13 protein-coding genes and 1 tRNA gene are annotated in these 12,477 nt (G+C 73.3%); 10 read left to right on the top strand and 4 right to left on the bottom strand.

Translation table 11 applies throughout. The annotated features are described in order from the left end of the window. Window positions 1–28: 28 nt before the first annotated feature. From VK611_01090 to VK611_01050, 9 genes are all read left to right on the top strand, one after another. Window positions 29–1,687, top strand: a complete 1,659-nt coding sequence (locus VK611_01090) for an MFS transporter (protein HMG39884.1) — start codon at window positions 29–31, stop codon at window positions 1,685–1,687. Beyond that, the gene (gene tmk, locus VK611_01085) at window positions 1,684–2,292 is read left to right on the top strand and encodes a dTMP kinase (protein HMG39883.1); all 609 of its coding nucleotides are present in this window, start codon (window positions 1,684–1,686) and stop codon (window positions 2,290–2,292) included. The genes VK611_01090 and tmk overlap by 4 nt, the downstream gene beginning before the upstream one ends. Before the next feature lie 2 nt (window positions 2,293–2,294). Then, on the top strand, window positions 2,295–3,374 hold the full coding sequence (locus VK611_01080) for a hypothetical protein (GenBank protein HMG39882.1): 1,080 nt from the start codon (window positions 2,295–2,297) through the stop codon (window positions 3,372–3,374). A gap of 38 nt (window positions 3,375–3,412) precedes the next feature. After that, window positions 3,413–3,859: a universal stress protein gene (locus VK611_01075; GenBank protein HMG39881.1), complete on the top strand. Its 447-nt coding sequence runs from the start codon at window positions 3,413–3,415 to the stop codon at window positions 3,857–3,859. Next, window positions 3,856–4,254: a hypothetical protein gene (locus tag VK611_01070; protein ID HMG39880.1), complete on the top strand. Its 399-nt coding sequence runs from the start codon at window positions 3,856–3,858 to the stop codon at window positions 4,252–4,254. The genes VK611_01075 and VK611_01070 overlap by 4 nt, the downstream gene beginning before the upstream one ends. Window positions 4,255–4,411: 157 nt before the next feature. After that, window positions 4,412–4,487, top strand: a tRNA-Thr gene (locus VK611_01065). A 274-nt stretch (window positions 4,488–4,761) separates the two neighbouring features. Further along, complete coding sequence (locus VK611_01060; protein ID HMG39879.1) at window positions 4,762–5,706, top strand: SET domain-containing protein-lysine N-methyltransferase; 945 nt, start codon at window positions 4,762–4,764, stop codon at window positions 5,704–5,706. Beyond that, window positions 5,699–5,980: an EF-hand domain-containing protein gene (locus tag VK611_01055; GenBank protein ID HMG39878.1), complete on the top strand. Its 282-nt coding sequence runs from the start codon at window positions 5,699–5,701 to the stop codon at window positions 5,978–5,980. The genes VK611_01060 and VK611_01055 overlap by 8 nt, the downstream gene beginning before the upstream one ends. Beyond that, window positions 5,977–6,564 carry a TIGR00730 family Rossman fold protein gene (locus tag VK611_01050; protein HMG39877.1) on the top strand — a complete coding sequence of 196 codons (588 nt, stop codon included), beginning with the start codon at window positions 5,977–5,979 and terminating at the stop codon, window positions 6,562–6,564. Before VK611_01055 ends, VK611_01050 begins: the two co-directional genes overlap by 4 nt. Window positions 6,565–6,609: 45 nt before the next feature. Here VK611_01050 and VK611_01045 read toward each other — a convergent pair whose 3' ends face one another. Both VK611_01045 and VK611_01040 read right to left on the bottom strand, forming a co-directional pair. Further along, window positions 6,610–7,026 (bottom strand): TIGR03668 family PPOX class F420-dependent oxidoreductase, encoded by a 417-nt coding sequence (locus VK611_01045; GenBank protein ID HMG39876.1) that lies wholly within the window; start codon window positions 7,024–7,026, stop codon window positions 6,610–6,612. 60 nt (window positions 7,027–7,086) lie between these two features. Beyond that, window positions 7,087–8,517 carry a PQQ-binding-like beta-propeller repeat protein gene (locus VK611_01040; GenBank protein HMG39875.1) on the bottom strand — a complete coding sequence of 477 codons (1,431 nt, stop codon included), beginning with the start codon at window positions 8,515–8,517 and terminating at the stop codon, window positions 7,087–7,089. Between the two features lie 206 nt (window positions 8,518–8,723). On the opposite strand from VK611_01040, the gene VK611_01035 reads away from it, so the two are divergent. After that, window positions 8,724–11,090, top strand: a complete 2,367-nt coding sequence (locus VK611_01035; GenBank protein HMG39874.1) for an esterase-like activity of phytase family protein — start codon at window positions 8,724–8,726, stop codon at window positions 11,088–11,090. Window positions 11,091–11,151: 61 nt separating this feature from the next. On the opposite strand, the gene VK611_01030 is transcribed toward VK611_01035, so the two are convergent. Continuing rightward, window positions 11,152–11,949 carry an endonuclease/exonuclease/phosphatase family protein gene (locus VK611_01030; GenBank protein ID HMG39873.1) on the bottom strand — a complete coding sequence of 266 codons (798 nt, stop codon included), beginning with the start codon at window positions 11,947–11,949 and terminating at the stop codon, window positions 11,152–11,154. Next, entirely contained in the window at window positions 11,943–12,464 is a 522-nt protein-coding gene (locus tag VK611_01025; protein HMG39872.1) for a hypothetical protein, read from the bottom strand. The genes VK611_01030 and VK611_01025 overlap by 7 nt, the downstream gene beginning before the upstream one ends. Window positions 12,465–12,477: the final 13 nt, after the last annotated feature.

Raw genomic sequence — 12,477 nt, 5'->3', positions numbered from 1 at the left:
GTCGGGAAGCCTCTAGGTTCGTGAGCTGATGGAGAACCCGGACCCCACGGCGGAGCACGCCCAGGAGCACACGGTCGAAGACCCGTCTGCCCTGGTCGCGAAGCTGCGGGCGCTGCGGTCCAGCAGTCGGGCGCCCGGCGCGGCCCCGGTCGACGAGAAGGCCGACTTCCGCTCCCGCGTCTTCGGGTCGCCCGCCTTCTTCCGGCTGTGGGGCGCCCAGGTGGCGGCGTCGACCGGCGACTGGCTCGGGTTCTTCGCCATCCTCGCCCTCGCCAGCCGGCTGGGGCTGGCGTCGGGGCAGACGGGCACGTCGATCGGCCTGGTCATGGCGGCGCGCATCGTGCCGGGGCTGTTCTTCTCGGCGCCGGTGGGTGCGCTGATCGACCGGCTCGACCGCAAGCAGGTGATGGTCGTCACCATGCTGGTGCGGGCGGGTGTGGTGGCGACGCTGCCGTGGGTCGACTCGGTGCTCGGCCTGGTGTTCGCCTCCTTCGTGCTGGAGATGGCGGCGATGATGTTCCAGCCGGCCAAGGACGCCACGGTGCCCAACCTGGTGCCCGCCGACCGCCTGGCGTCGGCCAACTCGCTGGGCCTGGTGGCCGCCTACGGGACGTTCCCGGCCGCGTCGATCCTGTTCGCCCTGCTGGCGAAGGTGGCCGAGTGGCTGGGCGACGTCAGCTTCCTCGACTACCTCAAGACCTCCCAGGAAGCCGTCGCCTTCTACGTCCAGGTGGGGTTCTACCTGCTCGCGGCGCTGGTGATCGCCCGGATGGCGGTGCCGAAGGACCAGGTGCGGGTGCGTCCCCACGACGAGGCGACGATCGACCTGGGCGCGGTCTTCACCGACATCAAGGAGGGGTGGCACTACGCCTTCATCACTCCCGTGGTGCGGGCCGTGAACGTGGGCCTGGCGGTGGGGCTGATCGGCGGCGGGATGCTGGTGCCGCTGGGGCAGACGTTCGCCAAGGACGTGCTGAACGCCGGGCAGGGCGGCTACGGCGTCTTCGTGGCCGCGCTGGGTGTGGGAGTCGGGGCCGGGATCATCGGGGTGTCGGCCCGGCAGCGGAAGCTCCACCTCGAGCGCGCGTTCGTGATCTCCGTGTTCGGGGCGGGGATCGCCCTGCTGGTGGGCGTGTCGACGTGGACGCTGGGGCTCGCCGCGCTGTCGGTCGCGGTCATGGGCGTGTTCGCCGGGTCGTCCTACGTGGTGGGCTACACGCTGCTCCAGGAGAACGTCGACGACGAGCTGCGGGGCCGGGTCTTCGCCGGGACCTACATCATCGTGCGGCTGGCGGTGCTGCTGTCGATGGCGGTCGGGCCGTTCCTGGTCGACGTGTTCGACGGCGTGTCCGACCGCATCGCCGGCGACGACCAGCAGGTCCACCTGCTGGGCATCGACATCGGCGTCCCCGGTGTGCGGCTGACCCTGTGGTTCGCCGGGATCATCATGCTGGGCGCCGCCGTCCTGTCCGCCCGCTCCCTGTGGGAGGCCCGTGCGCTGCGCGGGGCCCTCGCCGGCACCGTCCCGCCTCCCACCTCGGCCGGGAGCTCGGGGGGCTCGGCTTCGGCTTCGGAGCCGCCGGCAGCGCCAGGGGCGTCGGAGGCGTCGGGGCCGACCGAGGGGACCGAGGCGACCGAGGCGACCGAGGCGACCGAGACCGAGTCCACGAGGGCGAGCAACCTGTGAGAGGGCGGTTCCTGGCGTTCGAGGGCGGGGAGGCGAGCGGGAAGTCGACGCAGTCGTCCCGGCTGGCGGCCCGGTTGGACGCCGTGCTCACCCGGGAGCCCGGTGGCACCGCGGTCGGCGCCCAGCTGCGGGGGGTGCTCCTCGACCCCGTCACCCAGCTGGACGACCGGGCCGAGGCCCTGCTCATGGCCGCCGACCGGGCCCAGCACGTCGCCGAGGTGGTGGATCCGGCCCTGGCGTCGGGACGCCACGTGGTGACCGACCGCTACGCCGGCTCGTCGCTCGCCTACCAGGGCTTCGGCCGGGGGCTGCCGCTCGACGAGGTGCGCCGGCTGTCCGAGTGGGCCACCGGCGGCCTCTGGCCCGACGTGACCGTGCTGCTCGACGTGCCCGTGGAGCTGGCGGCGTCGCGGCTCACCGGTCGCCCGGACCGGTTGGAGGCCGCCGGCGCCGACTTCCACTGCCGCGTCCACGACGGGTTCCGGCAACTGGCGCGGGAACACCCCGACTCGTGGGTGCTCGTGGATGGCACGCTGGGGCCCGACGATGTCGAGAAGCTCGTGTGGGCCGCGGTCGCGGAGCGCTGCCCCGATCTGAGGAGTTGACCGTGACGGTCGTAGAGGGCGTGCAAGGCCTGGACGTGTGGGGCGACGTGGTCGGCCAGGACGACGCGGTCCGCCAGCTGGAGGCCGCGGTCGAGCACCCGGTGCACGCCTACCTGCTGCTGGGCCCCTCGGGGTCGGGCAAGCGGGCGCTGGCCCGGGCCTTCGCCGCCCGGCTGCTCTCGGTCGGGTCGACGGGCGCCGACGCCGAGCGCCACGTCCGCCTCGCCCTGGCCGAGCACCACCCCGACCTGCGGGTCGTCGTCCCCGAGGGCATGACGTTCCGACGGATCGACGCCGAGAGCCTGGCCCACCACGCCACCCTGTCGCCGGTCGAGGGCAATCGGAAGGTGGTGGTCGGCGTCGGTTGTGAGTCGATGGAGGAGGAGGCGGCCGGCGGGCTGCTGAAGGTGGTCGAGGAGCCGTCGCCGTCCACGGTGTTCGTGCTGCTGGCCACGGAGGTCGAGCCGGAGCTGGTGACGATCGCCAGCCGTTGCGTCCGGATCGTGCTGCACCCGCTGGCGGCCGAAGTGATCGTGGCCAGGCTGGTGGCCGAGGGTGTCGACCCGGAGGTGGCGGCCTCGGCGGCGTCGGCGGCGGCCGGCGACCTGGAGCGGGCCCGCACGCTGGCCACCGACGACCGCCTGTCGCTGCGGCACAAGGCCTGGTGCGAGCTGCCGTCCCGCCTCGACGGCACCGGTCACCAGGCGTACACGGTGGTCGCCGAGCTGGCGACGATGATCGACGAGGCGCTGGGGCCGCTGCACGACCGGCAGGCGGTCGAGGTCGAGGCGCTGAACGAGGAGATCGAGCGCTACGGCCTGCGGGGTGGTGCCAAGAAGGACCTGGAGGCCCGGCACAAGCGGGAGGTGCGGCGCTTCCGGTCGGCCGAGCTGCGCTTCGGGCTGGCGACGCTGGCGGCCACCTACCGCGACGCTCTGGTGGTGGACGCCCCGGGGCGGGACCCGGAACGCATCGTCGCGGCTCTGTCCCGCATCGACGACGCCGCCCTGGCGCTGGCCCGCTACCCCAACGAAACCCTGCTCCTGCAGTCTCTGGTGGCGCAGCTGCCGTCGTTGCGCTAACGCTGGTTGCTGTGGGAGCGAGCGGGTACGCGACGCGGGTGAAACGCATACTCGTGGCAGTCGACGAGAGTGCCGCCTCGCGGCGCGCCGCCAGCTTCGTGGACGGCTTCTTCCGTGGTGACGACGTGTCGATCACCGCGGTCAACGTGGCCCGGTCCCCGGTTCCGTGGATGGCTCCCGTCCCCTTCGGAGCCGCCTTCACCTGGCCCTACGGCCCGGACGACGGCGACGCGATGGACGCCGCCATCGCCGAGGAAGAGGCGAACGCCACCGCGGTGGCGGCCGCGCAGGCGCCGCACGACGCCGACATCGAGGTGGTGTTCGGCGAGACGGTGGAGGCGATCGTCAAGGCTGCCGAAGACGAGAACGCCGACCTGGTGGTGGTCGGCTCCAACGACAAGGGCTTCCTGCAGCGGCTGCTCGACGGGTCGGTGTCGCAACGGCTGACCCGACAGTCGACCCGCCCGGTGCTGGTGGTGCCGTGAGGCGGGGGATGGTGGTGCGGTTGGCGGCGCCCGCGCTGCTGGCCCTGCTGGTGGGTGGTCCGTCGGCCTGTGGCGACGACGATGGCGACGACCCGGACGACAGCGCCGCGGAGATCCTCGACAGCGCCGCCGCCCGGTCGCTGACCGAGGTGCTGCGGGCGTTGCTGGTGGTCGACGAGCTGGGCGAGGGCGAGCACCGGCGTGACGTCGCGGTGATCCAGGAGACGATCGACGACCTACCGGAGCCCTTCGAGCCCGACGTCCAGGGCCTCACCGATGCCGACGGCGACGGTCAGGACGACGACGGCAAGGTCGAGGTCCGCGTCGACGACGAGATCGCCTGCCTCTCCATCGCCGAGGACGACTCCGTCGACGTCACCGGCGGCGCCTGCTAGCCCCCGAAAACGTAATGCGCCCCCAGATGACCGTATCTGGGGGCGCTGTCCTGCGTACCTGGCACCCTACTCCCCCCACCCCACCCCGTTCTCGCCACCCCAGTGGCCCATCTCGCCTGCGAGGGCCCGGCTACCCGCTGCTATTGTCGCCCTCCGCGCCCGAGTAGCTCAGACGGCAGAGCAGCTCACTCGTAATGAGCAGGTCAGGAGTTCGATTCTCCTCTCGGGCTCCACTCGCAGGACAGCCGCCGGAGCGCGGTACGAGGCATCGTGATATCGGCTGGACTTGGGTTAGCTCTCATCAGCGTTGTCGGCATTCTGTGTCATCGTGAGACGGCGAAGTCGTCCTCCTACTACGCCAGGATTTACCCTCCGATCCGACTGGCGTTAGCGATCCTGGGTTCCGTTGGCCTGCTCCTTCTCATTGGGGGACTTCTGGCGAAGCTCCTCTCGAACGTCGGTTAGGCGCAACCGACGACAGCACCCTGGAACAGCTTGATGCCGACCGTGAGCTCGTGGATATCGCCAAACGCCCGCAAGGGGGAGCCGAGCGGCATCGCCGGACGGGGCCTGTTCGCAGTGGCGCCGATCCGGGCCGGCGAGGTGGTGGCGGTCAAGGGCGGTCACCTCGTCGACAGCCACGCGCTGCTCGCGCTGCCCGAGAGGCTCCGGAACTCGGAGATCCAGATCGCCGAGGGCCTGCACCTCGTCGCCCTCACCGAGAACGAGTACGAGCCGGTGATGCTGTTCGTCAACCACTCCTGCGAGCCCAACGTCGGGTTCGCCGGCAACGTCGTGCTGGCCGCCATGCGCGACGTCGAGCCCGGCGAGGAGCTCACCACCGACTACGCCCTCTTCGACACTCCCGCGGCCGGCACCACCATGACCTGCTCGTGCGGCACGCCGAGCTGCCGCGGCACGGTCACCGGCGACGACTGGCGCGTCCCCGCCCTCCGCACCCGCTACGCCGGCTGGTTCTCCCGCTACCTCGAGGACCGCCAGAAGGCCCTCGACCCGCCGGTGCCCACGGTGAGCGAGCTGTCCGGGGAGCCGGACGTGGTGGCGCCGGACGGGGCGGACGTGCGGGTGCTGGGTGGCGTCGGGCGAGGCGGGATGGCGCACTTCGAGCTCGCCGCCGGGCAGGTGTCGGTGCCGGTACGGCATCGCACGGTGGGCGAGATCTGGTACTTCGTGGACGGGCGGGGCGAGATGGCGCTCCGCCACGGCGACGTCGAGGAGGTCGTCGCCGTCGGGCCCGGGATGTGCGTCACGATCCCCGTCGGGACCCGGTTCCAGTTCCGGGCGTCCGACGCCGGGCCCCTCGCCGCCGTCGGGGTGACGATGCCGCCGTGGCCGGGCGACGGCGAAGCCGTGCGGGCCGACGGCCCCTGGGCGCCGACAATGCCGCCCGGGCCCGGCCTGGCCGATCACTACGATCCCCCGCATGGTTGACACCGAGAGGTATGCGACGAGCTTCGCGATGCTCGACCGGGACGGCGACGGGCTCGTCTCCGCGGCGGAGTTCAAGGAGCTCATGGGGACCATCGGCGTGACGTTCACCGACGAGACCGCGGCCAAGGCCATCGAGATGATGGACGTGGACGGTGACGGGCTCGTGTCGCTGGAGGAGCTGGCGAGGTACATGAGCCTGCCGCACGTGAACCCCGACGCCGATGGCCCGACCAGCCCCGACGCCGCCCCCGCCGACGACGCGCAGAGCCCTTGAACCTGCGCCGGCTGTGCGTGTTCTGCGGGTCGTCGTCGGGCAACGACGACGGCACCGTCGACCTGGCCCGCACGCTGGGGCGGCTACTGGCCGAGCGCGGCGTCGGGCTCGTCTACGGCGGCGCCCAGGTCGGCCTCATGGGTGAGGTGGCCGACGCCTGCCTGGGCCACGACGGGCACGTCACCGGCGTCCTCCCCGCCGGCCTGTTCAGCCGGGAGGTCCCCCACCACGGCCTGTCCGAGCTGCACGAGGTCCCGTCCATGCACGAGCGCAAGCAGCTCATGTACGACCTGGCCGACGCCTTCGTCGCCCTGCCCGGCGGGCTCGGCACCCTGGAGGAGCTGGCCGAGGTCGCCACCTGGAGCCAGCTCGGCCTGCACAGCAAGCCCGTGGTCCTGCTCGACGTCGACGGCTTCTGGGATCCCCTGGTCGACCAGCTCGACCGCATGGTGACCCAGCACTACCTCGAGCCCGCCAACCGGGCGATCATCCAGCGCGCCCGGTCGCCCGAGGAGGCGCTCGACGTCATCGCCACCACCGAGCCCGTGTGGGCCGAGAAGTGGATCACCGACGGCGAACGCTGAGCGGCCCGACCCGGCCCGACCCGGCCCCGCCCAGCCCGACCCGGCTCAGGGCCAGGCGTGCCAGCCCGTGATGTCGACGGCGAGCACGGGGCCGGCCGGTGGGTTGCGGCGGTACTGCGGGTACTTGGCGGTCAGCATGGCGAGGGCGCGGCGCGGCTCGTCGCCGGCGCCGTCGTAGATGACGCGGCCGGTGCCGTCGAGGCGCACCCACCACAGCCGTGCCCAGTCGGCGGCGTAGTGGTCGACCAGGAGCGACGTGGCCGGGTGGGCCTCGACGTTGGCCAGCCGCCGCAGCCGGCGGGTCGACTTCGGCTTGCTGTCGACGGCGCTGTAGAGGACCTCCCGGTCGAGGTCGACGGCGAAGCAGCACGGCACGAGGTGCGGCCGCCCGTCGGCGGTGACCGTCCCCAGCCGCCCCACCGGCGCCGTCGCCACCCGGCGCCGCATCGTCGCCTCCTCCACGCAGGGAGGCTACCGACCGGACAGGAGGGCACACCGGACCCGCAGGACACGCCCTCGGGGTCAGGGGTTGGTGGCGCCGTGGAGGCCGGCCTCGTCCATCCACACGAAGACGCCGCCGGCGAGGGCACCGATGGCGTCGTCGGCCCGCAGCGGCGTCGGTTGCGCCTCACCGCCCACGCTGCAGGGCTCGGTGAGGTCCTCGCCGACCCGCTCGAAGCCCTGGTAGCCGTAGAAGTTGGCGGCGAAGCACCAGCCCACGTCGTCGCCGTCGACGGCCAGCGCCTCGCCGGTCTCGACGTCGACCCCGAGCAGGCTCCCGTCGTCCCTGGTCACCGCGAACGTGGTCCGGCCGAGGCGGACCAGGTGGCCGGCCGGGTCGAACATGGCCGAGGACCGACCGAGATCGACCGTCCAGGTCGCCGTGCCGCTCGCCGGGTCGAAGCCGCGCATCGCGCCGCTCTCGACGTCGTAGCTCTGGGGCACGTCGTCCTCGAAGTGGGCGCTGGCGTCCCACTCGCAGAGCAGCCACGGCGGGCCGTCGCCGACGACGAGCCGCAGGCTGACGAGCCGTCCGCAGGCCTGGTCGCCCGGCTGGAGCCAGCGGGTGGCCCCGGTGACGGCGTCGATGCCGGCCGTCTGCACGTTCACGAACTGCCGGTCGCCGTCCGGCGGGAAGTCGACCACGGGGCCGAGCGTCCCGACGATGAGGCCCTCACGGGTCGGGCGGAACAACCAGCCGTTGTCCGGGCTGACGTCGGCCCCACCGAACAGCTCGCTCGGCGGTCGCTGCCACACGACCTCGCCGTCGAGGACGAGGGCGATCTCGCCGCTCTCGGTCAGATCGAAGAGCCCGGCGCCGAGGTAGCGGCCGTCGATGGGTGCCTGCTCAGGGGCGGCGGGTACCCGCGCCAGCGTCTCGATCGGCGGTCCGGCGCGGGTGAGCCCCCCGGTGTCGGGGTCGAGCTGCCACTGGCCGGCGTGCTCGCCGGTGCCCTCGGCGGTGACGCAGATCCCGTCCCGGGCGTCGAAGCCGCAGGGCCGGGGCTGGTCGCTGAAGCCCTCCGACGCCGGTGGGCTGGTCCACTCCACCTCGCCGGTCACCGCGTCGACGGCCTCGACCACGTCGCCCCGGCCCTCGGGGTGCTGCGCCAGGTGGACGACGGTCCCGCCGTCGACGAGCGGCGTGAAGGCCACGCCCAGGGTGACGTACGACGCCGTCGACGGCCGGCGCCACAGCTCGTCGCCGCTGGCCGAGTCGTAGGCGGCGAGCGCCAGGCCGTCCCCGTCGACCGCCAGCGCCACCACCAGGTCACGGCCCAGCACGGCCTGCGGGCGGGTGGCGAAGTGCACGCCCTCGGTCGACCAGGCCAGGTCCATCGGGGCCCGGGCCTCGTTCACGAACTCGCGCTCCGGCGTCGACGCCTGCTCCGACAGCGCGTCGGTCGGCGTCGCACAGGCGCCCGCCACGAGCCCTCCCGCCGACGCGACCATCCACCGAACCGCCCTCGCCCGCCATAGCCCCACAGGGGACTTGTAGCACGGTGGTCCACGTCACGTCCGGTCGCGGCGGCGACGGCGATGAACCGGCAGTGCGGCCAAGTGTTCACCTCCGGGGCAGGTGGTGGTCACCGGTGGTTCAGAGCGACTGGCTTGACTGCCCCCCAGTTCGGGGCGGACGACGGACGGAGGGCAGGACGATGGCGAGGGCGACGAGGCACGGCCGGACGCGCACGGGGGTGGCGCTGCTGACCGCGACGGTGCTGGGCACGCTGGCGGTGTGGCTGCCCGGCGGGCCGGACGCCGGAGCGACGGCGACGGGGCCGACGCACGGCGGCGACGAGGAGTTCCGGCGCATCGCCACCTTCCCGGTCTTCAGCAACAACGCCGACCCGTCCGAGGAGACCGTCGCCGAGATCGTCGACGCCACGCCCGACGGCAAGACGCTGGTGTACACCGACGCCATCGTCGGGCAGGTCGGCCTGGTCGACATCGCCGACCCGGCCCGGCCCCGCGCCAAGGGCACCGTCCCGGTGGACGGCAGCCCCACGTCGGTGGCCGTCACCGGCCGCTACGCCCTGGTGCTGGTCGACACCAGCCCGTCGTTCACCGAGCCGAGCGGGCACGTCGCCGTGCTCGACCTGGCCAGCCGCACGATCGTCGCCACGCTGCCGCTGGCCGGCCAGCCCGACTCCATCAAGGTGAGCGGCGACGGGCGCTACGCCGCGATCGTCATCGAGAACCAGCGTGACGAGGACGTCACCGTCGACGGCGTGGAGGGCGGCCTGCCCCAGGCACCGGCCGGCCTGCTGCAGATCCTCGACCTGCGCCGGGGCGACCCGGGCGGCTGGGGCCTCCGCAGCGTGGACCTCACCGGTCTCGCCGCCTACGCCCCCGACGACCCCGAGCCCGAGCTCGTCGACATCGACGGCCAGAACCGGGCCGCCGTGACGCTCCAGGAGAACAACCACATCGCCATCGTCGACCTGCGCCGCGGCACGGTGACCGACGACTTCCCGGCCGGCACCGTCGACCTCGAGGGCATCGACACCGAGGACGACGGTGTCATCGACCTGTCGGGATCCCTGGACGACGTCGCCCGCGAGCCCGACGCCGTCGCCTGGCTCCCCGGCGGGAAGCTGGCCACCGCCAACGAGGGCGACCTGTTCGGCGGCAGCCGCGGCTTCAGCATCTTCGACTCCCGGGGCCGCGTGCAGTTCGACAGCGGCAACACCCTCGACGAGCTCGCCGTGCAGCACGGCCACTACCCCGACAGCCGCTCCGACGCCAAGGGCACCGAGCCCGAGGGCGTCGAGTACGGCCGCTTCGGCCGCGACGACCTGCTGTTCGTCGGCTCCGAGCGGGGCAACTTCGTGGCGGTCTACGAGCTGCCCGACGACGACGATCACGACGATCACGGGCGTGGCCGCGGTCGGCCCGCCGAGCCCCGCTTCTCCCAGCTGCTGCCCGCCGGGATCGGCCCGGAGGGGCTGCTGGCGATCCCGTCCCGCGACCTGTTCGTCGCCTCCAGCGAGACCGACGACCCGCCGAACGGCATCCGCACCTCCATCTCGATCTACCAGCGCACCCGGCACGGCGCCTCGTACCCGCAGGTGGTGTCGGCCGACGGTCCCGACGGCCGGCCGATCCCGTGGGGCGCCATGTCCGGCCTCGCCGCCGACCCCCGCCGGTCCGAGACCCTCTACGCCGTCTCCGACTCGGCCTACACCGACGGCCGCATCTTCACCCTCGACGTGGGCCGCACGCCCGCCACCGTCCGCGCGGCGACCTCGGTCACCGGCGGCACCGGCGGCTGGGACTTCGAGGGCATCGCCCTGGCCCCGGACGGCACCAGGTGGCTGGCCAGCGAGGGCAACGCCAGCGACAGCGTGCCCAACCGCCTGGTGCAGGTCGACGCCGCGGGCACGGTGCTCGCCGAGGTGGGCCTGCCCGCCGAGGTGCTCGCCTGCCGCCAGGCGTCCGCCAACCGCGGGTCCCTGGGCAGCGGCTTCGAGGGCCTGGCCGTCCAGCAGGACCGTCGCGGCGACGGCTACGTCCTGCAGGTCGCCCAGCAGCGGGGCTGGGACTACACGACGCCCGGCTGCGAGGCGCTCGACGACGACCCGACCGGCGCCGACGCCGGCGAGCCCCGCTCGACCCGGGTCTGGACCTACGCCCCGGCGACCGGAGCGTGGAGCCACGTGCCCTACGAGCTGGAGCCGGTGCCGGTCCGGGCCGCCTGGGTGGGCCTGTCGGAGATCGTGACGCTGCCCGACGGGTCGTTCGGCTTCATCGAGCGCGACAACCTCACCGGCGACTTCTCGCAGCTCAAGTGGCTCACCCGGGTCGACCTGTCGGCGCCGGTGACCCGCGCCGCCAAGTCGCGCTTCGACCTGCTGCCCCCGCTGCGGGACGGCAACGGCTGGATCGGCGACAAGCCCGAGGGCTTCACCGTCGCCCGCGACGGCCGGGCCTACGTGGTCACCGACAACGACGGCGTCGACGAGTCGAGCGGCGAGACGAACCTCCTCCGCCTGGGCGACTGGCGGTCGCTCTTCCGCCGCTGACATCCCCGCCGGAGGTGCAGCGGGAGCGGACCTGCTGCACCTCCGCACCAGGCGCCCGAGATCAGTCGGTGACGGGCGAGGCCAGCACGGCCAGCACTCCGAAGTGGTCGGTGGGCCACACGCCGTCGACCGGGGCGTCGGCCACGACCTGGCATTCGACGGGACGGCCGGCGCCGGAGCGGCCGTGGAAGCCGGAGAAGACGTAGTCGATGCGGCGGTCGGGCTCCTGGTCGAGGGCGGCGTGGGGGTTGCGGTTCGACCAGGTGAGCCCCGGACCGCCGTCGCCCGCCAGGCGCCAGGCGTCCTGCAGGTAGGTGCTGGCGCCGTCGAGCGTGGCGAGCCCGCAGAGGTAGCGGACGACGGTCGAGTCGGGCTCGGCGTTGAAGTCGCCGGCCACGACCGGGCCGAGGGCCGCCTCCGGGTCGGCCCGGGCCGACACGAACCGCATCAGCTCCTGCACCTGGCGCTCCCGCAGCGCGGCGTCGTGGAGCTGCCAGGCGAGGTGGGTGGAGAAGACGTCGACGCCGCCGGTGCGGGCGTGCACGACCACCCGCTGCACCTCCAGGTCGTCGGCCACGTAGGGCAGCTCGACACCGGCCGTGGCGTCGACCGGCCGACGGCTGAGCACGGCGTTGCCGGCCCGGAAGCCCTCGCCGACGGTCGCGCCGGCGTAGGCCACCGACCAGCCGCCCAGCTCGGCGGCCAGCCACTCGGCCTGGTTGCCCTGCTCGGTCTCGACCACCTCCTGCAGGCACACCACGTCGGCCTCCGCCTCCCGCAGCACGGCGACGATCGCCCCTCGCCGCGCCCGCCAGTCGGCACTGAGGTTCCAGATGTTGAGCGTGACGACCCTCAACATGCCAGTGACCTCAACAGCAGCTCGTAGTCGGACAGCCCGGGCACGGCGGCGCCGTCGACCTTGCCGGCGTCGTCCCAGCGGCGCAGCGCCACGGCGTCGCGCCACCCGGCGACCGCCTCGAACGCGGTCACCTCGTCGCCCGACATCGGGCCACCCTGCCGCCGCAGGCTCCGCACCGACCCCGCCGACAGCCCCGCCGCGTACGACGGCTCGACCGCGCACAGGTACCGCTTGGCGGCGACGTGCAACCCGATCGGCGCCGTCACCGCCTCCGGGAACAGCGCGGAGAGGAACGCCGGCCCCACCTCCTCGTGCGGCGAGGCCGCGTCGCCCCGCAGCTCCAGCAGGTGGCCCACGTCGTGCAGCAGGGCCGCCGCGACGACCGCGTGCGCAGCGCCCGCCGACACTGCCGACGCGGCCGTCTGCAGGGCGTGGTCGAGCTGGGCGACCGCCTCGTCGTAGCGCTCCCCGCCCCAGCGGTGGTAGAGCGACAGGACCTCGTCGACGGTGGTCACGGCTCCGCGCGCT

The sequence above is a fragment of the Acidimicrobiales bacterium genome (assembly GCA_035316325.1).
GTDB lineage: Bacteria > Actinomycetota > Acidimicrobiia > Acidimicrobiales > VFJN01 > DASXTK01.
The sequence above is the reverse complement of the archived record's forward strand: the minus strand, read 5'-3'. Positions and strand labels throughout refer to the sequence as shown.